The 19,348-nt window shown below is 49.2% G+C and carries 16 protein-coding genes and 2 tRNA genes; 3 read left to right on the top strand and 15 right to left on the bottom strand.

Annotation, left to right across the window (positions count from 1 at the left end):
* Window positions 1-63: 63 nt before the first annotated feature.
* The 14 genes from pnp to rlmE all read right to left on the bottom strand — a co-directional run bounded on the left by pnp (window position 64) and on the right by rlmE (window position 15,202).
* Window positions 64-2,187 (bottom strand): polyribonucleotide nucleotidyltransferase, encoded by a 2,124-nt coding sequence (gene pnp / locus L4D19_RS25360; protein ID WP_428454757.1) that lies wholly within the window; start codon window positions 2,185-2,187, stop codon window positions 64-66.
* A gap of 342 nt (window positions 2,188-2,529) precedes the next feature.
* Complete coding sequence (rpsO, locus tag L4D19_RS25355) at window positions 2,530-2,799, bottom strand: 30S ribosomal protein S15 (protein ID WP_007464817.1); 270 nt, start codon at window positions 2,797-2,799, stop codon at window positions 2,530-2,532.
* A 344-nt stretch (window positions 2,800-3,143) separates the two neighbouring features.
* Window positions 3,144-4,088, bottom strand: a complete 945-nt coding sequence (gene truB / locus L4D19_RS25350; protein ID WP_428454756.1) for a tRNA pseudouridine(55) synthase TruB — start codon at window positions 4,086-4,088, stop codon at window positions 3,144-3,146.
* 3 nt (window positions 4,089-4,091) lie between these two features.
* On the bottom strand, window positions 4,092-4,487 hold the full coding sequence (rbfA, locus tag L4D19_RS25345; RefSeq protein ID WP_075762519.1) for a 30S ribosome-binding factor RbfA: 396 nt from the start codon (window positions 4,485-4,487) through the stop codon (window positions 4,092-4,094).
* A 99-nt stretch (window positions 4,488-4,586) separates the two neighbouring features.
* Window positions 4,587-7,349, bottom strand: coding sequence for a translation initiation factor IF-2 (gene infB, locus L4D19_RS25340; RefSeq protein ID WP_428454755.1), 2,763 nt, complete (start codon window positions 7,347-7,349; stop codon window positions 4,587-4,589).
* Window positions 7,350-7,374: 25 nt separating this feature from the next.
* On the bottom strand, window positions 7,375-8,862 hold the full coding sequence (gene nusA / locus L4D19_RS25335) for a transcription termination factor NusA (RefSeq protein WP_160649646.1): 1,488 nt from the start codon (window positions 8,860-8,862) through the stop codon (window positions 7,375-7,377).
* 23 nt (window positions 8,863-8,885) lie between these two features.
* On the bottom strand, window positions 8,886-9,341 hold the full coding sequence (rimP, locus tag L4D19_RS25330; RefSeq protein ID WP_075762522.1) for a ribosome maturation factor RimP: 456 nt from the start codon (window positions 9,339-9,341) through the stop codon (window positions 8,886-8,888).
* Between the two features lie 180 nt (window positions 9,342-9,521).
* Window positions 9,522-9,598 (bottom strand) — tRNA-Met (locus L4D19_RS25325).
* Between the two features lie 56 nt (window positions 9,599-9,654).
* Window positions 9,655-9,739: transfer RNA gene (locus tag L4D19_RS25320), tRNA-Leu, on the bottom strand.
* Window positions 9,740-9,750: 11 nt separating this feature from the next.
* Window positions 9,751-10,083: a preprotein translocase subunit SecG gene (gene secG / locus L4D19_RS25315; RefSeq protein ID WP_428454754.1), complete on the bottom strand. Its 333-nt coding sequence runs from the start codon at window positions 10,081-10,083 to the stop codon at window positions 9,751-9,753.
* Window positions 10,084-10,284: 201 nt separating this feature from the next.
* Window positions 10,285-11,622 (bottom strand): phosphoglucosamine mutase, encoded by a 1,338-nt coding sequence (glmM, locus tag L4D19_RS25310; RefSeq protein ID WP_160649644.1) that lies wholly within the window; start codon window positions 11,620-11,622, stop codon window positions 10,285-10,287.
* A gap of 25 nt (window positions 11,623-11,647) precedes the next feature.
* On the bottom strand, window positions 11,648-12,478 hold the full coding sequence (gene folP / locus L4D19_RS25305) for a dihydropteroate synthase (RefSeq protein WP_428454753.1): 831 nt from the start codon (window positions 12,476-12,478) through the stop codon (window positions 11,648-11,650).
* Between the two features lie 77 nt (window positions 12,479-12,555).
* Window positions 12,556-14,532, bottom strand: a complete 1,977-nt coding sequence (ftsH, locus tag L4D19_RS25300; protein WP_217696617.1) for an ATP-dependent zinc metalloprotease FtsH — start codon at window positions 14,530-14,532, stop codon at window positions 12,556-12,558.
* 40 nt (window positions 14,533-14,572) lie between these two features.
* Entirely contained in the window at window positions 14,573-15,202 is a 630-nt protein-coding gene (gene rlmE, locus L4D19_RS25295) for a 23S rRNA (uridine(2552)-2'-O)-methyltransferase RlmE (RefSeq protein ID WP_428454752.1), read from the bottom strand.
* Window positions 15,203-15,342: 140 nt separating this feature from the next.
* On the opposite strand from rlmE, the gene yhbY reads away from it, so the two are divergent.
* Window positions 15,343-15,639, top strand: coding sequence for a ribosome assembly RNA-binding protein YhbY (yhbY, locus tag L4D19_RS25290; RefSeq protein ID WP_007464838.1), 297 nt, complete (start codon window positions 15,343-15,345; stop codon window positions 15,637-15,639).
* 106 nt (window positions 15,640-15,745) lie between these two features.
* On the opposite strand, the gene greA is transcribed toward yhbY, so the two are convergent.
* Window positions 15,746-16,219, bottom strand: coding sequence for a transcription elongation factor GreA (greA, locus tag L4D19_RS25285; RefSeq protein WP_428454751.1), 474 nt, complete (start codon window positions 16,217-16,219; stop codon window positions 15,746-15,748).
* 483 nt (window positions 16,220-16,702) lie between these two features.
* Here greA and L4D19_RS25280 point away from each other — a divergent pair, with 483 nt between their 5' ends.
* Both L4D19_RS25280 and dacB read left to right on the top strand, forming a co-directional pair.
* The gene (locus L4D19_RS25280; RefSeq protein WP_428454750.1) at window positions 16,703-17,710 is read left to right on the top strand and encodes a porin; all 1,008 of its coding nucleotides are present in this window, start codon (window positions 16,703-16,705) and stop codon (window positions 17,708-17,710) included.
* A gap of 106 nt (window positions 17,711-17,816) precedes the next feature.
* Window positions 17,817-19,226: a serine-type D-Ala-D-Ala carboxypeptidase gene (gene dacB, locus L4D19_RS25275; RefSeq protein WP_428454792.1), complete on the top strand. Its 1,410-nt coding sequence runs from the start codon at window positions 17,817-17,819 to the stop codon at window positions 19,224-19,226.
* Window positions 19,227-19,348: the final 122 nt, after the last annotated feature.

The following is a 19,348-nucleotide window of genomic DNA, read 5'->3' as shown; positions in this document are numbered from 1 at the left end:
AACTCATGAGTATAAAAAAGGGGCTGAAGAGCCCCCTTTATAACATGCTTTTAGAAGAAAGACTTAAGCTTCTGGCTTTTCGTCTTGAGCGGCTGCCGGCGCTTGCTCGGCGGCTGCTTCTTTCATGCTTAGACGGATACGGCCCTGACGGTCAATTTCAAGAACTTTAACCTTCACTTCCTGACCCATCTCTAGGTGATCAGCAACCTTCTCGATACGCTCCTGAGCGATTTGAGAAATGTGTACCAGACCTTCCTTCGTACCGATAACAGATACAAACGCACCGAAGTCAACGATACGCATAACCTTACCGGTATAGATACGACCAACTTCAACGTCGGCAGTGATTTCTTCGATGCGACGGATTGCTTCTTTCGCAGCAGTTCCTTCAGTCGCAGCAATCTTCACGGTACCGTCATCTTCGATTTCAATCGTAGTGCCAGTCTCTTCAGTTAGCGCACGGATAACCGCACCGCCTTTACCGATAACGTCTTTGATCTTCTCTGGGTTGATCTTCATGGTGTGGATGCGAGGAGCAAACTCAGAGATATCTTCACGGTGCGTGCCGATTGCATCGTCCATCACGCTCAGGATGTGCTTACGCGCACCTTTCGCCTGGTTTAGAGCGATCTGCATGATTTCTTTGGTGATACCTTCAATCTTGATATCCATCTGCAGCGCTGTGATACCGTCGTCAGTACCTGCTACTTTAAAGTCCATATCACCAAGGTGGTCTTCGTCACCCAGGATGTCAGAAAGAACAACGAAATCATCGCCTTCTTTCACAAGACCCATTGCGATACCAGCAACAGACGCTTTGATTGGCACACCAGCATCCATAAGAGCCAGAGAAGTACCACATACAGATGCCATTGAAGACGAACCGTTTGATTCAGTGATTTCAGAAACCACACGTACTGTGTACGGGAATTCGTCAACAGATGGCATTACCGCTGCAATACCACGCTTAGCCAGCTTACCGTGACCAATTTCACGACGCTTAGGCGAACCTACAAAACCCGTTTCACCAACACAGTATGGAGGGAAGTTGTAGTGTAGAAGGAAGTGATCTTTCTTCTCGCCTGTTAGGCCATCGATGATTTGCGCATCACGCTGGGTACCCAGTGTCGCGGTAACCAGTGCCTGAGTTTCACCACGAGTGAACAGAGATGAACCGTGAGTACGAGGAAGTACACCAGTACGTACATCTAGTGCACGAACCATGTCTTTTTCACGGCCGTCAATACGCGGGTTGCCGGCGATAATGCGGCTACGCACAACGTTCTTCTCAAGAGAGCTCAGCATGTCGCGAATTTCGCGCTCTTCCAGAGTCTCGTCTTCTGCAAGCAGAGCTTCAACAACGTCATTCTTGATCGCGCCAACTTGCTCGTAGCGAGACATTTTTTCAGTAATTTGGTACGCCTCAGACAGACGTGCTTCTGCTTTCTCGGCAACACGTGCTTTTAGCTCAGTGTTGACTTCAGGTGCAGTCCAATCCCATGCAGGCGTAGCAACTTCTGCCGCGAACTCGTTGATGGCATTGATTACTGTTTGCTGCTGGTCGTGACCAAATACTACAGCTTGTAGCATCTGCTCTTCAGACAGACGGTCAGCTTCTGATTCAACCATCAGAACCGCACCTTCCGTACCGGCAACAACAAGATCTAGACGGCTTTCTTCAAGTTCAGTATTGCTTGGGTTAAGAACGAACTGATCGTTAACGTAACCAACACGTGCAGCACCGATAGGACCATTGAATGGAATACCAGAAATAGCCAGTGCCGCAGACGTACCAATCATAGTAACGATATCTGGGCTTACATCTGGGTTTACAGAAACAACAGTCGCAATAACCTGCACTTCGTTTTTGAAATCATCTGGGAATAGCGGACGGATTGGACGGTCAATCAAACGTGCAGTCAGCGTTTCGCCTTCAGATGGACGGCCTTCGCGCTTGAAGAAGCCACCTGGGATTTTACCAGCCGCGTAAGTACGTTCTTGGTAGTTAACAGTCAGTGGGAAGAAGTCTTGGCCTTCTACTGCTGTTTTTTTACCAACTACAGATACAAACACAGATGTGTCATCCATGCTTACCATTACAGCAGCAGTTGCTTGACGTGCCATAACACCAGTTTCGATAGTAACCGTGTGGTTACCGTACTGGAAAGTCTTTACGATAGGATTCACGTGAATTTCCTTAATTATATTCCGCTTTCTATTTGCGTCGTTAAGTATATCTGACACAAGGAAAAGCGTCATGTGATGAAAGACACTTTACGGTGATTTCACGTATCGCGACTAATGAAAATTCTCTATGACTAGAAGAACTGTCATTAGCCGCGACCTAAAGGTCGACGAAAACGACTCGCGAGCTCACGGTGTAAAATATCAGTGATGGTTCATCAATCAACTCGCTACAGGATCATTCAATCAGCAGTGACGATGCAGGTATCGGATGAGACGGTAGAGAGGAGTATTAACGAACAATAAAAAAGAAAGGAGCCATCAGGCTCCTTTCTCAAAGCAATCTTAGCGACGTAGGCCTAGACGCTTGATTAGGTCTTGGTAGCGATCTAGGTTCTTACCTTTAAGGTAGTCTAGAAGCTTACGACGACGAGAAACCATACGTAGCAGACCGCGACGGCTGTGGTGGTCGTGTTTGTGGTTAGCAAAGTGACCTTGAAGGTGGTTGATTTGTGCTGTTAGCAGTGCAACCTGAACTTCAGGAGAACCAGTGTCGTTTGCGCCTTGCGCGTATTCAGCAACGATTGCTGCTTTAGTTTCTGCATTCAGAGACATAACTCATTCCTAATACAAAGTGTTTCTAAATTTGTGCCAGCCAATCTCTGATTCAGCCGACACCCGAGCCGCGAATTATACGTGTAGCCCTGCATGACTACAAGGAAAGATTCAAATAAGTGGCGAGATCATAGGAACGAGGCGCGAATGACAAGTTCCCTCCCCTTTTAAGGGAAGGGTGGGGTAACCCCTCCTAGCCTCCCCCTTGAAAAGGAGGAGGAGTTTTATGTGTACAGGCCGAATACATCATTTACAAAATAAAAAAGCGGAATGCTCTAACAAGCATACCGCTTTTCTCTGCTTCCGGAGCGAAGCGTCACCCGCCTCTCGCACCTTTAGAACCGTCAGTCTTGCTTGTTCGCCATCACACGCTTCGGTGCCAGCATGCCATCTTCGTCGATAACACCGACGCCGATAAACTCACGCTGTTCGCCAACCGTAATGCGAACCAGGGCCCCCGTCTCGGGAACACGGCCAGCCTGCACCGGATTACCGTTAAGGATATACACCGCCAGTGCTGGCAATATATTGACTTCCGGCAAGTCCTGTACCGCACTGTCAGTCGGCAGCAGCAACGGATCAAGCAATTCGCTTGGCGCAATGTCCTGCTCCTTGGCCTGATCCAGCAATGCCTGTAGCTGCTCCAACGTCACGATGCGATCCATCGGATAGTTGGACACCCCAGTACGACGCAGATAGGTCACATGGGCACCGCAACCTAGCATCTCGCCCAGATCATCAACAATCGTGCGGATGTAGGTCCCTTTCGATACATGCAGCTCCATTTCGACTTCGTTGTTGTCAAAGCGAAGAAGCTCGACAGAATACACAGTGATCTTGCGAGACTCACGAGGCACCTCGATCCCTTCACGGGCGTATTCATACAGCTTACGCCCCTGGTATTTCAGGGCCGAGTACATCGATGGAATTTGATCGGTTGTGCCGCGGAACTTGGCAATGCAGCGCTCTAGCTGACCACGGTCCACTTTCACCTCGCGAGTCTCAACGACTTCACCGTCAGAATCCGAGGTATCAGTACGTTCACCTAACTTGGCCACAACGCGATAGCGCTTGTCCGAGTCGAGCAGGAACTGGGAAAACTTCGTCGCTTCACCAAAGCAGATTGGCAGCATACCGGTTGCCAATGGATCAAGTGCCCCGGTATGACCCGCTTTCTGCGCGAAGAAGATACGCTTTACTTTCTGCAGCGTATCGTTCGAGCTAAGTCCGGTTGGTTTGTCGAGGAGGATAACCCCGTCGACCGGACGCCCCTTACGACGACGTGCCATGGATTACTCCTCGCCTTCTTCGGCATCATCACCGCGACGATCTTCATCATCACGGACAGCCTTGCTGACCAGGTTAGAAATACGCATACCTTCGGTCAGTGACTTGTCGAAGATGAAGTTAAGCTCAGGGGTAACGCGCAGACGGATCTGCTTGCCCAGTAGCGAGCGGATATAAGGAGCCAGTTCGCGCAGTGCTTCCAGGCTGTCCTCAGGCGTTTGCTCACCCACGGTCAAAAATGTCACGTACACTTTTGCGTAGCCCATATCGCGTGATACATCGACACTCGAGATGGTTGCCATTGCGATGCGCGGATCTTTGATTTCGCGCTGCAGGATCACCGCCAGCTCTTTTTGCAACTGCTGTGCAACTCGCTGGGTACGGCTGAATTCTTTTGCCATATTCGTTTTCTCTCTCTAAGAATTGAGCTCTTGAAAGAATGGGGAGCCGAAGCTCCCCATAAGATTAGTTGTTATAAAACAGCTTGTTGTCTTGAGTAATTAGTCAAGAGTACGCTGGATTTCAACAATTTCGTAAACTTCGATCTGGTCACCAACGCGAACATCATTGTAGTTCTTAACGCCGATACCACACTCGTAGCCGTTCTTAACTTCGTTCACGTCGTCTTTGAAGCGACGTAGCGATTCTAGCTCACCTTCGTAGATTACAACATTATCACGTAGAACACGGATAGGGTTGTTACGCTTGATGATACCTTCAGTAACCATACAACCAGCAATTGCGCCGATCTTAGGTGACTTGAACACATCGCGTACTTCTGCAAGACCGATGATTTCCTGCTTGAACTCAGGAGATAGCATACCGCCCATCGCCGCTTTCACTTCGTCAATCAGCTGGTAGATGATTGAGTAGTAACGCAGATCCAGGTTCTCGTTCTCAACAATACGACGAGCCGGAACATCAGCACGAACGTTGAAACCAAGTACGATAGCGTTAGATGCTGCAGCAAGTACTGCATCAGTCTCGGTAATACCACCAACACCAGAACCGACGATATTCACTTTAACTTCATCGGTAGACAGTTTAACCAGTGAATCAGCAATCGCTTCGATAGAACCCTGTACATCAGCTTTTAGTACAACATTCAACTCAGCAACGTCACCTGCAGTCATGTTAGAGAACATGTTTTCAAGTTTCGCTTTCTGCTGGCGAGCAAGCTTAACATCGCGGAATTTACCCTGACGGTAAAGTGCAACTTCACGTGCTTTACGCTCGTCACGAACAACGGTTGCTTCGTCACCAGAAGAAGGTACACCAGAAAGACCTAAGATCTCTACCGGGATAGACGGGCCAGCAGACTCGATGTCTTGACCAAGCTCATCACGCATAGCACGAACACGGCCATGCTCTAGACCACAAAGAACGATATCGCCCTTGCGTAGCGTACCTGACTGAACCAGAACAGTTGCAACCGGACCACGACCCTTATCAAGGCGAGATTCAACAACCACACCGCTCGCCATACCTTCTTTAACTGCAGTCAGTTCAAGAATTTCAGACTGAAGCAGGATAGCTTCTAGCAGGCCGTCAATGTTAGTACCTTGTTTCGCAGAGATGTGAACAAACATGTTCTCACCGCCCCACTCTTCAGGGATAACATCGTACTGTGCCAGTTCGTTCTTCACGTTGTCTGGGTTAGCGTCTTCTTTATCGATCTTGTTTACAGCAACAATCAGAGGTACACCGGCCGCTTTTGCGTGCTGGATAGCTTCAATTGTCTGTGGCATTACACCATCATCTGCAGCAACAACCAGTACAACGATATCCGTCGCCTGAGCACCACGAGCACGCATAGCGGTAAACGCGGCGTGTCCAGGAGTATCAAGGAAGGTAATCATACCGTTGCCAGTTTCAACGTGGTATGCACCGATATGTTGGGTAATACCGCCAGCTTCGCCAGAAGCAACGTGTGCTTGACGAATGTAATCCAGTGTTGATGTCTTACCATGGTCAACGTGGCCCATGATAGTAACAACAGGTGCACGAGATTCAGTCGCGGCATTCTCGTCACGATCAGACATGATCGCTTCTTCAAGTTCATTCTCTTTGCGAAGAATAACTTTGTGACCCATTTCTTCAGCAACTAGCTGTGCTGTTTCCTGGTCGATTACCTGGTTGATGGTAACCATAGCGCCCATTTTCATCATCACTTTGATGATTTCTGTCGCTTTCACTGACATTTTGCTAGCCAGTTCAGAAACAACAATGGTTTCACCGATCACAACGTCAGATTTAGCAACGGTTGCTGTTTTGTCAAAGCCATGCTGCATCGATGTAGGTGCATTAACCTGAGACTTTTTCTTACCACCGCGACCACGCTGGTTACGAGAGCCACGACCTTTGTTACGGTCATCAGCTTTCGCAGCAGGTTTTTTCTTCTTACGACGACCGCCTTCTTCTTTGCGGTCGGCTTCATCTTCAGCTGCGCGAGCGTAGCTAGAAGTTGTTGTATGGTAATCTGATTTTTCCATGCTCGTTGTCGCCTGATCAGGTTTTGACCAGTTTTTCTCGTTCTGTTCTGCCATTTTGCGTGCCTCTTCTAGCTGGCGCTGACTCTCTTCTTCGGCTTTACGCTTGGCTTCCTCTTCCCTGCGACGTTGTAGCGCCTCAGCTTCTTTCTTAGCCTGTTGGTCAGCGGCGGCGCGCTTAGCTTTTTCGTCAGCTAAACGCTTGTCCTCAGCGTCACGATCCAGCTTGTCCTCAGCGTCACGATTGGCCTTATGTCCTGCATTTTGCTTAGCTTTCTCTTCAGCTAAGCGCTTTTCTTCAGCGGCACGCTTAGCTGTTTCTTCAGCTTCGCGTTTCGCCTGCTCTTCTGCTTCACGCTTGGCAGCTTCTTCGGCTGCGCGCTTAGCGGCTTCTTCAGCTTCACGCTGAGCCGCTTCTTCAGCTTGGCGTTTCGCTTCTTCAGCTACGCGCTGCTCTTCTTCAAGGGCAGAACGTTTTACATAGGTGCGCTTTTTGCGCACCTCTACCTGAACACTTTTATTCTTGCCGCCAGAGCCCGAGACACTCAGAGTGCTTCGGGTCTTGCGCTGCAGAGTAAGGCGTGTAGGAGCCTCACCAGTCGTGCTGTCGCCACCATGTTCTTTCTTAAGGTGAGACAACAACGACTGCTTTTCTTGTTGGCTTACGCTTTCTTCAGCTTTCTTGCTGATACCAGCATCGGCAAACTGTTGAAGCAAACGATCAATCGGAGTACCAATTTCCTCGGCTAATGCTTTAACTGTAACCTCTGACATGCTGCTCCTCCCTTGCTTTTTAAAATTACGCTTCGTCGCTGAACCAGCAAATATTACGTGCGGCCATGATTAGCTCGCCCGCTTTAGCTTCGTCCATACCTTCGATGTCGGTCAGGTCATCAGTGCCCTGATCCGCCAGGTCTTCAAGCGTGCTTACACCTTTCGCAGCCAGTTTGAACGCCATTTCGCGCTCAAGGCCGTCAAGACCAAGCAGGTCATCAGCGGGTTCAACACCTTCAAAAGACTCTTCTTGAGCAAGAGCAAGCGTTGTCAGTGCTTCTTTAGCACGGCTACGAAGTTCGTCGACCATGTCTTCATCAAGACCGTCAACAGCCATCAGCTCGTTAACTGGTACGTAAGCGATTTCTTCAAGTGTGGTGAAACCTTCTTCAACCAGTACGGTTGCGAAGTCTTCATCAATATCAAGATGCTTGGTAAACACCTCGATAGATTCCTGTGCTTCTTCCTGATGCTTTTTCTGCAGATCTTCTACAGTCATTACATTCAGTTCCCAGCCGGTCAGCTGAGATGCCAGACGCACGTTCTGGCCACTACGGCCGATTGCCTGAGCAAGGTTATCCTTCTCGACAGCAATATCCATAGTGTGGTTGTCTTCATCAACGATGATCGAGCTAACTTCTGCCGGCGCCATAGCATTGATAACAAACTGTGCCGGGTTCTCATCCCAAAGCACGATGTCGATACGCTCACCGCCCAGTTCACCAGATACAGCCTGAACACGAGCACCACGCATACCCACACAAGCGCCGACAGGATCGATACGCTTGTCATTGGTTTTCACAGCAATCTTGGCACGAGAACCTGGATCGCGAGCTGCACCCATCAGTTCGATAAGCTCTTCACCGATTTCCGGCACTTCGATACGGAACAGCTCAGAAAGCATCTCAGGCTTAGAACGGGTCATGAACAGCTGGAAGCCACGCGCTTCAGGGCGAACAGCATACAGCAAGCCACGAACACGGTCACCCGGACGGAAGTTTTCGCGCGGCAGCTGATCGTCACGCTGGATAACGGCTTCAGCATTGTTACCCAGGTCAATGATAACAGCATCACGGTTTACTTTTTTGACCACGCCCGTGATTAGCTCACCTTCGTTGTCGATAAACTGTTCTACGATTTGCGCACGCTCTGCTTCACGTACTTTCTGTACGATAACCTGCTTCGCGGTTTGCGTCGTGATACGGTCGAAAGTAACAGACTCGATCTCGTCTTCGACGAAACCGTCAAGTTCGATGCTTTCATCTTCGAACTGAGCCGCTTCAAGGGTAATTTCAAGCGTCGGCTGAGTCACTTCCTCAACAGCTTTCCAGCGACGGAAAGTCTCGAACTCACCGGTTTTGCGATCGATAGCGACACGCACGTCGATTTCAGCTTCGTGCTTTTTCTTTGTCGCTGTTGCCAGTGCGATCTCTAGCGCTTCGAAGATACGCTCACGAGGAACAGCTTTTTCGTTGGATACCGCTTCAACGACAGCCAAGATTTCTTTGTTCATTTCTAATGCCCCAATTTTAGCGGTTAGAATTTTGGAACCAGATTGGCTTTGGAAATATTGCTCAGCGCAAATGTTTCTTCATTGCCATCAACTTTCAGAGTGACTAGCTCGCCTTCAACAGCAATGATGTCACCTTTCCACTTGCGACGATTGTCCATCGCCATTTTTAATACCAAGCTGACCTCGTGGCCAATAAATTGCTGGTAATGTGCAGCTTTGAATAGCGGCCTTTCCAGACCAGGGGAAGATACCTCCAGGTTGTAAGCCACAGTAATAGGATCTTCTACATCCATTACCGCGCTGATTTGGCGGCTAACTTCGGCGCAGTCGTCAACCGTAATGCCGTTTTCATGGTCGATGAAAACACGCAACGTCGAGTGCTCGCCTGCACGGATAAATTCCAAACCGACTAATTCATAGCCCAAAGCCGTTACCGGCGCTTCGAGCAGTTCGGTTAATTGCATCTCTAAAGCTGTCAAAACAACCCCCTGGAAACAAAAAAAGGGCACTAAAGCCCAGTAGATACCTGAATGGTCATTTTTCAGATAATAAAAAACCCCGAATTACGGGGTTTTTTATCACTGGACCCTGATTGCCACAGCCTTGGCTATGACAGAAAAAACATACTTCCTTAATAGGATAGTCGTTTTTTCGGAAAGTGGTTGCGGGGGCTGGATTTGAACCAACGACCTTCGGGTTATGAGCCCGACGAGCTACCAAGCTGCTCCACCCCGCGTCCGTAATCTGAGGCGATTATATCGCTCAGATGTTGCCCTTTCAAGCAACGAATAATGGTGCCGAGAAGGGGACTTGAACCCCTACACCTTGCGGCACTAGCACCTCATGCTAGCGTGTCTACCAATTTCACCATCTCGGCTAAATCTTTAATTACTGAGGAATGTCACTGTTTACAGGTGCACTCTCAATTTTTTCTACAACTTGCTCAGTCGCTGGAGCACTCAAGTCTTCCCAGCCACTTGTTTCCTGCGCTTGCTTAGCACTCATGTTGCCAAGAACAAGACTAATTGCAAAGAAAACAGTTGCACAAACTGCAGTCATTCGGGTCAGAAAATTTCCAGAGCCGCTAGCGCCGAACAATGTTCCTGAAGCGCCAGCCCCAAATGAGGCTCCCATATCTGCGCCTTTACCTTGCTGAACCAAAACTAGGCCGATAACACCAAGCGCAGCCAACAGATAAATCACAAGTAGAATTTCGTACATGGGTTCCACCTATGGTTAAATTGTTGTGCCGGCTTTGCTACAGCAGTGCCAGCGCACCCCCTTCAATCAAGGAGCGAATGCATACTAGCGAAAGCCTAAACCTGTGACAAGTAAAATTTCAACAAAAAGCTATATCAGTGAATCACTTGACCAAGTTTTAAACAAAGCCGACGATAAAATCACCGTTTCCGATGAATCAAATTAGCAGTTATCTTTTACTGCCTGAGCAATAGCTAATGCAGATTCTTTAACTAAATCAGCATCTTCGCCTTCAACCATCACACGAATCAGCGGCTCGGTGCCCGATTTGCGCAATAATACCCGGCCGCTATCACCCAGTTTAGCCTCAACCGCCGCCTGTGCCGACAATACCGCATCTGATTCCAACGGATTGGACTCACCGGCAAAGCGAACATTCTCCAGCACCTGCGGGTACATTGTCATTCCGTCGCACAGCTCTTTCAGCGACATCTTGCTACCAACAATCGATGCCATCACCTGCAGGCCTGCGACAATGCCGTCACCCGTGGTCACTTTATCCAGCATGATCACATGGCCAGAGTTTTCGGCACCGATCAACCAGTTCTGCTTGACCAGTTCTTCCATTACGTAACGGTCGCCGACTTTGGCACGGACAAACGGGATACCGAGATTTTTCAGCGCCACTTCCATACCGAGGTTCGTCATCAGTGTACCGACAACCCCGCCTTTCAATTCACCTCGGCGCAGCGCATCACGGGCAATAATGTAGGCAATCTGGTCGCCGTCAACCTTGTTGCCTTCCTCGTCGACCATCATAACCCGGTCGCCGTCGCCATCAAGGGCAAAACCAAAGTGTGCTTTTTCCTCCAGCACCTTGGCTTGCAGGGCTGCGACATCCGTTGCCCCGACTTTATCGTTGATGTTGGTACCATTTGGCTCACAACCTATAGTGATCACCTCGGCACCCAGCTCTTTAAGCACATTAGGGGCAATGTGGTAAGTCGCACCATGTGCACAGTCGACAACGATTTTATAACCGGCCAGGCTCAGTTCAGATGGGAAGGTACCTTTACAGAACTCGATATAACGACCGGCCGCATCGGCAATTCGTTTCGCCTTACCCAGCATCGCCGACTCCACACAAGTCAGCGGCTTTTCCAGCTCTTCTTCAATCGCCAGCTCAATCTCGTCGGGCAGCTTGGTTCCTTCCGAGGAGAAGAACTTGATCCCGTTGTCATAATAAGGGTTGTGCGATGCCGAAATCACAATACCGGCCTCGGCACGAAATGTCCGTGTCAGGTAGGCTACCGCAGGGGTAGGCATCGGACCGGTAAAAGCGGCCTGCAGGCCTGCTGCTGCCAACCCGGCTTCCAGTGCCGACTCCAGCATATAACCAGAGATACGGGTATCCTTACCGATGATCACTTTCTTGGTGCCCTGCTTAGACAACACGCGGCCAGCCGCCCAGCCCAGTTTCAGGACAAAGTCCGGGGTAATTGGGGCCTGTCCGACCAAGCCACGGATCCCATCGGTACCAAAGAACTTACGTTCAGCCATTTTCAGCTCCTAGCTATTATTTATTTTATTCCTGCTCTAATGTCATCCGACACACTTTCAAGACATCAACGGTTTCTTGTGCGTCATGGACACGAATAATCTGCGCCCCTTTCATGGCAGCAATGGCTGCACATGCCAGGCTTCCAGCCATACATTCGGCAGGTTTTTTATCAAGTAACTTAAATATCATTGATTTACGCGACATACCAACCAGCAGGGGTAAACCAAATTGGTGAAATTTATCCAGATACGCGAGCAACTGATAATTATGCTCCAGGGTTTTACCGAATCCGTACCCCGGATCCAGCAACAACTGTTCGCGGCGGATCCCGGCCGCCTCGCATGCCTCGACCCGCTCGGCGAGGAACTGGCCGACATCGGCAATCACATCTTGATAAGTCGGTTGCTGTTGCATTGTACGCGGCTGCCCCTTCATATGCATCAGACAAACCGGCACATTGGCCTTCGCCGCTGCCGCCATCGCCCCCCGCTCTTGCAGAGCGCGAACATCATTGATCAGATCAGCACCTGCTGCAACCGCTTCGGTCATCACCTGCGCCTTGCTGGTATCGATAGAGATCCAGCAGTCAAACCGTTGGCGGATCGCCTCAATCACCGGAACGACCCGATCAAGTTCATCATTCAGCACAACATCGGCAGCACCCGGACGGGTTGACTCCCCCCCGATATCAATAATACTGGTTCCGGCAGCCAGCATCGACTCGACATGGTAAAGCGCATTATCAAGGCGATTAAATTTCCCCCCATCGGAAAATGAGTCCGGGGTCACATTGAGGATCCCCATTGCATGGGAGTGCGAAAGATCGAGGGTTTTGTCTTTACTGGTCAGAATCATCACAGTGTCCATTTGCTACAAACCACAGAATAAAAAAAACCCCGAGCCAGCTCGGGGTTTCATTTTCAGAACAACAATTATGCTTGTGGCTTGTCGTCTTCTTTATCTTCAGTCTTCGGTGCTTCAGCACTATCAGACACCGGCTTTTCTTCAGCAGGCGTGTCAGCCTTTTCCGCATCAGAATCCGAATCGACATCAGACGCCTTCAATGTATCACCTTCATCAGTCCAGCCTTTCGGCGCACGGATTTCAGCTTTACGGGCCATCAAATCATCGATTTGACCAGCATCGATTGTCTCATACTTCATCAATGCTTCTTTCATCGCATGCATGATGTCCATGTTCTGGCTCAGAATTTCACGCGCTCGCTCGTAGTTACGATCAATCAGCGCACGAACTTCCGTATCAATGGCACGGGCTGTTTCATCAGACATATGTTTAGTCTGTGTCACCGAGCGGCCAAGGAATACTTCACCTTCGTCTTCTGCATACAGCAGCGGACCTAGCTTGTCAGAGAAGCCCCACTGGGTCACCATCTTACGGGCGATGTCAGTCGCACGCTCGATATCATTCGATGCACCAGTCGATACCTTATCAACACCGTAGATAAGCTCTTCCGCCAGACGGCCACCGTAAAGGCTCGAAATCATCGACTCGAGGAACTCACGCGAATGGCTGACTCGGTCTTGCTCAGGCAAGTACATAGTCACACCCAGCGCACGGCCACGAGGGATAATCGAAACCTTGTAGACCGGATCATGGTCCGGTACCAGGCGACCGATAATTGCGTGACCGGCCTCATGGTAGGCGGTTGACTCTTTCTGCTCGTCCGTCATCACCATTGACTTGCGCTCTGCGCCCATCATGATTTTGTCTTTGGCCAGCTCGAATTCCACCATAGAAACGGTACGCTTGTTACCGCGAGCCGCAAACAAGGCAGCCTCGTTGACCAGGTTAGCCAGATCGGCACCAGAGAAGCCCGGCGTACCACGTGCAATCAGTGATGGTTTAACATCGCCGTCCAGCGGTACTTTACGCATGTGCACTTTCAGGATTTGCTCACGACCACGTACATCCGGCAGACCAACCACGACCTGACGGTCGAAACGGCCCGGACGAAGCAATGCTGGGTCCAGTACATCTGGGCGGTTAGTCGCGGCAATAACGATGATACCTTCATTACCTTCGAAACCATCCATCTCAACCAGCATCTGGTTAAGCGTCTGCTCACGCTCATCGTGACCACCACCGACACCAGCACCACGCTGACGGCCGACGGCATCGATTTCATCGATAAAGATGATACAAGGTGCCGCTTTCTTCGCCTGCTCAAACATGTCACGGACACGGGATGCACCCACACCGACGAACATTTCTACGAAGTCAGAACCCGAAATGGTAAAGAAAGGAACCTTCGCTTCACCGGCAATCGCTTTAGCCAGCAAAGTTTTACCCGTACCAGGAGGACCAACCATAAGAACACCCGTCGGGATCTTACCACCCAACTTCTGGAAGCGGCTCGGATCACGCAGGTAATCCACCAGCTCCTTCACGTCTTCTTTGGCTTCGTCACAACCAGCAACGTCGCTGAAGGTCGTTTTGATCTGATCTTCACTCATCATGCGTGCTTTAGACTTGCCGAACGACATGGCACCTTTGCCACCGCCGCCCTGCATCTGGCGCATAAAGAAAATCCAAACACCAATAAGAAGCAGCATTGGGAACCAGGAGATGAAGATTGAAGCCAGCAGGCTCGGCTCTTCAGGTGGTGTACCCATCACCTTCACATTAGCGTTAATAAGGTCGTCTAATAGCTTTTGATCGTTGTAGACAGGCAGATAAGTGACGTATCGCGTGTTATCACGTTTATATACGGTGATCTCACGATCATTGAATCGCGCTTCCCTTATCTGATCCTGACCGATTTCACGGACAAAGGTTGTATAGTCGACTTGACGGCCAGCACTATCACCGGGACCAAAGCTCTGAAATACAGACATCAGAACCACAGCGATGACCAACCACAAAATCAAGTTTTTTGCCATGTCACTCAAGGTGTTAACCTCGCGATAACTTAAAGATGAATTTAGGGTACTACAGTTTGTAACCTGTAGCTACAATATAGACCTCACGAGAGCGATCTCGTGACGAATCCGGTTTACGAATTTTAACCACTTTGAACATGCTACGCACGTCAGCCAGGTACTGGTCAAAGCCTTCACCCTGGAAAACTTTTACCGCAAAGCTGCCGTTCGGCGCAAGTACTTGCCTACACATATCTAATGCTAGTTCAACAAGATACATTGCTCTAGGTTGATCTGACGCCAAGTTGCCGCTCATGTTAGGCGCCATATCTGAAAGTACCAAATCAACCATGTCTGGCTGAATACGATCCAACAGTGCATCCAACACAGCCTCTTCACGGAAATCACCTTGCAAGAAGCTTACTCCCGGCAGCGAATCCATAGGAAGAATGTCACAGGCAATCACCTGTCCTTCATCACCGACGACTTCAGCAGCATATTGTGACCAGCCCCCCGGTGCCGCACCCAGATCGACAACTGTCATACCAGGCTTTAGCAGCTTATCCTTATTTTGAATCTCTTCAATTTTAAAGATAGCGCGAGAACGGTAGCCTTTCTTCTGTGCCTCCTGAACATATTTATCATCAAAATGCTCTTTCAGCCAACGTCCGGAGCTCCCCGATTGTTTTTTTCGACTCATGATTTACCTAATGAGTTAGCGTACTTATAAAGTATACTCGACCACTTTACAGTGACGTATACTAAACAAATTAGTCTTCTAGACTAGATGGCGTTAGAATACCGTGTTTTCAACCCTTATCATCAAAAAATAGAGTCTCCATGAACCTAAGCACCAAACAGAAGCAATACCTGAAGGGTCTTGCCCACAACCTAAAGCCTGTTGTCCTTATGGGTGCAAACGGCCTGACAGAAGCGGTTCTGGCCGAAATCGAACTCGCGCTTGACCACCATGAACTTATCAAGGTTAAGGTTGCTGCAGAAGAACGCGAAACAAAAGTTTTGATCGTCGATGCAATTGTTCGTGAAACGAAAGCAGAAAAAGTACAAGTTATCGGTAAGACACTTGTTCTTTACCGCCCGAGCGAAGAACGTAAAATCGAACTTCCTCGCAAATAAAAAAGGCCGCCGACGCGGCCTTTTTTACACCGGAATAATGGCACGGAACGCCACTGTTTGCTGCAAACCGTTACATTCACTAACAATAAAGCGCATCTACTGCCAATTAGACGTACGACACTTCCGCAATTTCGAACTCTTTTTGACCACCAGGCGTGGTAATGACCACTTCATCATCCTGCATTTTGCCAATTAGACCGCGAGCAATCGGCGAATTGACCGAGATCCGGCCTGCCTTGATATCCGCTTCATCATCACCAACGATCTGGTACTGAACTTCATCTTCGGTATCAACGTCAATAAGCGTCACAGTCACACCAAAAATAACCTTACCGGTATTTTCCATCTTGGTGACATCGATCACCTGAGCCACCGAAAGCTTATATTCGATATCACGGATCTGCGCTTCACAGATCCCTTGCTCTTCGCGTGCAGCGTGGTACTCGGCATTTTCCTTGAGATCGCCCAGCTCACGTGCTTCACCAATCGCCTGTGAAATGACAGGGCGACGCTTCATTAATGTTTCCAGTTCATCACGCAGCAACTTCTCGCCGCGTACCGTCATTGGAACCTTATCCATAACTTTACTTACCTCAAACCCCGTATAGTACCTAGCACTATTTTGGGCAAAAAAAAGCTAGTCCAGCTCCATGCTGAACCAACATCGTTAATAGGGAACAGAATTCATTTTAAACAAAGATGAGCAAGAGATCACCCTAGATACTGTCTCCAGTAATACAAGGCTTTTCTTCCTACAGGAACCTGACCAATTTTAATGTGGATTAGTTCACAAATATAATCAAACTTACAAAATAAGTACCACAATAAAATATCAATCATTTCTAAAGACAACTAAAAGCTCATCTCGGCAGAGAACTTTCCCACTCAAATGTAAACACCTAATAAATAAGGTCTTTTAGAACCAAAAAACACCAAAAAGTATTCCGGAAAAGTATTTTTCAGTTTTTTTTACTAACTGTCTGCCCGCAATAAACAGTAAAAAGAACACCATGCATTTAGCACTCTCATGCATACAACAAAATAATTCCAAAAGGATTCGACAATGAACAAGAAACTGATTGCTTTGGCAGTAGCAGCAGCATCAATCTCGGGCGCAGCAACCGCTGCAGAAGTCTACTCTGATGAAACTTCTAGCCTGGCAGTAGGCGGCCGTTTTGAAGCTCGTATGGTTATGGCTGATAACGAAGCGGGTGACAGCAAAGTGACTGACGCATCTCGTGTTCGTGTAAACATCGCAGGTAAAACTGATATCACAGAAGACATCTACGGTATCGGTTTCTGGGAAGGCGAATACAAAGATGGTGAAGATGTCGATAACCGTCACATCAACGCAGGTATCGGCGGCGAGTTCGGCCAGGTTCGCTACGGTAAGACTGACGGCTCTCTGGGCATGCTGACAGACTTCACTGATATCATGGCTTTCCACGGTAACGAAGCGGGTAACAAACTGGCCGCTGCTGACCGTACAAGCAACAACCTTGCTTACGTTGGTTCTTTCGACCTTTCAGGCAACAACCTGACAGTTAAAGCAAACTATGTGTTCACTGGCGAAAACGAAAACGCTAACGGCACTTACGATGTTGACGGCTACTCTCTTGCTGCAATGTACGCTATGGACATGGGCCTGGCATTCGGTGCAGGTTACGGCGAGCAGGACGGCCAGGCCGCACTTAACACTGAAACTGGCAAACAGGCATTCGGTGCAATTTCTTACACTATCGGTGACTTCTACTTTGCAGGTCTATACCAGGACGCAGAAAATACTGAAGTACACGGCCTGAACGTTGAAGAGTCTAAGGGCTATGAATTTGCTGCATCTTACACGATGGGCAACACAGTATTCATCGCGACTTACAACTACCTGGAAGACTCAAACAACGACAAGGATCTACGTGATTCTATCGCTGTTGACGCAACTCACTACTTCAACAAGAACTTCCGTACTTACGCTTCATACAAGTTCAACAACCTAGACACAGACTCTACTGTTGGCATTACTAAAGCGAAGACATCTGACGAGTTCGTACTGGGTGCACGTTACGACTTCTAATCGCGACTGGATTAGCAAGGCTACATGCTAATAAGGGCGCTGACCTTCGGGTCGGCGCCTTTTTGCGATATGATGGTTAAACGACTTTCATATGGTTATTAACTTAATGCTCCGTGTATTTCCCCTATTGCTAGGCCTGCTGCTTAGCCAGCCCGTATTGGCCAACTTTTCTCCCCAGCCTGCTATCAAACACTTACCCGGTGGCCAAGATACCGCCCTGATTGTTGTCGATCCGGCTAGCGGCCAGGTGAAGTACTCCCAGCGAGAAAAACAGCTCCAGGCACCAGCCAGTACCCAAAAACTCATCACGGCACTGGCAGCCAAACTCTACCTTGGTGACAGCTTCCGCTTTACAACCGATTTAGAGCGCAGCGGTGACGATATTATCGTTCGTTTTAGCGGCGATCCGACCCTGTCTCGCCCTCAGCTGGCCGCTCTGCTGGCCCAGCTAAAAAAAGCTAAAATCAACACGGTAAAAGGAAACATCGTGCTCAATGGGGCTGTATTTAACGGCTATGAGCGAGCACCAGGATGGCCCTGGGATATTCTCGGGGTTTGCTACAGTGCCCCTGCCAGCAGCATCTCACTGGAACATAATTGCGTACAGGGTGCCCTATACAGCAACAAGGCTCTTGGCCAGACAACTCGCGTCAATATACCTGCCCACCAGCCTGTCAGGGTCACAACAGATGCGGTGATTATCAGCAAGGAACAACAAAAAACACGCTACTGCGACTTAACTCTGGTTGCCGATAATAGCAATAGCTACCAGCTAAGTGGGTGCTTACCTAAACGCAGCCAGCCATTGCCGCTTAACTTCGCGGTGCAAAATACCGAGCTCTATGCCGGGGCAGTGATCCGCAGCGAACTCAAACGCGTAGGCATTGGCTTTGAAGGTAAAATCGTTCGTGATGATACGGCTCGGGGCAAACGCATAGCCCGCCATCAGTCCGACCCATTGCCTTTGTTACTCGATACTATGGTCAAGGACTCCGACAACCTGATCGCAGACAACCTGGCCAAGACACTTGGCGGCCAATATTTCAAGCAGCCGGGCAGCTTTAGCAATGGTGTGGCCGCTATCAAGGCGATCTTGAATGATAAAGCGGAGATTGATTTGAGCAAGGCCGTACTGGTCGACGGTTCCGGACTGTCTCGCAATAACAGGGTTTCGGCTGCCCAGATGATGGAAGTGATCACTTACCTCTACCAGAATGACAAGCAGCTTGGCTTGCTCAGCACATTGCCGGTAAGCGGAAAAAGCGGGACCTTGCGCTATCGCCAGAGTATCCGCCATCAGCCGCTCCAGGGCAAGATAGCAGCCAAGAGCGGCTCGCTGTTCGGCACCTACAACCTCGCCGGGCTCATTACGGCCCAATCAGGGAAGCAGTTGCTGTTCGTGCAGTTTGTGACCAACTACCACCCTGAAGAGCCGGTAGAAGAGGCCCCGAAAGTCGCACCGCCCATTGAGCATTTTGAAAGAGAATTGTATCGAAGCTTGTATGAGAGTTTCTAACAGCGTGTTCAGAACATTTTCAACACTTTCAGAGAACAAAGAATGCTCCTCCCCATTTTCAAGGGGGAGGGTAGCTTTACCTTAAACCCCACCCTAACCCTCCCCTTGAAAATGGGAGGGGC

The organism is Photobacterium kasasachensis, from assembly GCF_050336885.1.
Classification (GTDB): Bacteria; Pseudomonadota; Gammaproteobacteria; order Enterobacterales; family Vibrionaceae; genus Photobacterium; species Photobacterium kasasachensis.
This window is presented reverse-complemented; position numbering and strand designations above follow the sequence as displayed.

What these genes read in the sequence shown, in the direction of transcription:
- rpsO (WP_007464817.1), bottom strand. Translation starts at nt 2,799, where the DNA reads ATGTCTCTGAATGCAGAAACTAAAGCAGCAATCGTTGCTGAATACGCG.
- truB (WP_428454756.1), bottom strand. Translation starts at nt 4,088, where the DNA reads ATGGCACGTCGTCGTAAGGGGCGTCCGGTCGACGGGGTTATCCTCCTC.
- rbfA (WP_075762519.1), bottom strand. Translation starts at nt 4,487, where the DNA reads ATGGCAAAAGAATTCAGCCGTACCCAGCGAGTTGCACAGCAGTTGCAA.
- infB (WP_428454755.1), bottom strand. Translation starts at nt 7,349, where the DNA reads ATGTCAGAGGTTACAGTTAAAGCATTAGCCGAGGAAATTGGTACTCCG.
- nusA (WP_160649646.1), bottom strand. Translation starts at nt 8,862, where the DNA reads ATGAACAAAGAAATCTTGGCTGTCGTTGAAGCGGTATCCAACGAAAAA.
- secG (WP_428454754.1), bottom strand. Translation starts at nt 10,083, where the DNA reads ATGTACGAAATTCTACTTGTGATTTATCTGTTGGCTGCGCTTGGTGTT.
- glmM (WP_160649644.1), bottom strand. Translation starts at nt 11,622, where the DNA reads ATGGCTGAACGTAAGTTCTTTGGTACCGATGGGATCCGTGGCTTGGTC.
- folP (WP_428454753.1), bottom strand. Translation starts at nt 12,478, where the DNA reads ATGATTCTGACCAGTAAAGACAAAACCCTCGATCTTTCGCACTCCCAT.
- rlmE (WP_428454752.1), bottom strand. Translation starts at nt 15,202, where the DNA reads ATGAGTCGAAAAAAACAATCGGGGAGCTCCGGACGTTGGCTGAAAGAG.
- yhbY (WP_007464838.1), top strand. Translation starts at nt 15,343, where the DNA reads ATGAACCTAAGCACCAAACAGAAGCAATACCTGAAGGGTCTTGCCCAC.
- greA (WP_428454751.1), bottom strand. Translation starts at nt 16,219, where the DNA reads ATGGATAAGGTTCCAATGACGGTACGCGGCGAGAAGTTGCTGCGTGAT.
- L4D19_RS25280 (WP_428454750.1), top strand. Translation starts at nt 16,703, where the DNA reads ATGAACAAGAAACTGATTGCTTTGGCAGTAGCAGCAGCATCAATCTCG.
- dacB (WP_428454792.1), top strand. Translation starts at nt 17,817, where the DNA reads ATGCTCCGTGTATTTCCCCTATTGCTAGGCCTGCTGCTTAGCCAGCCC.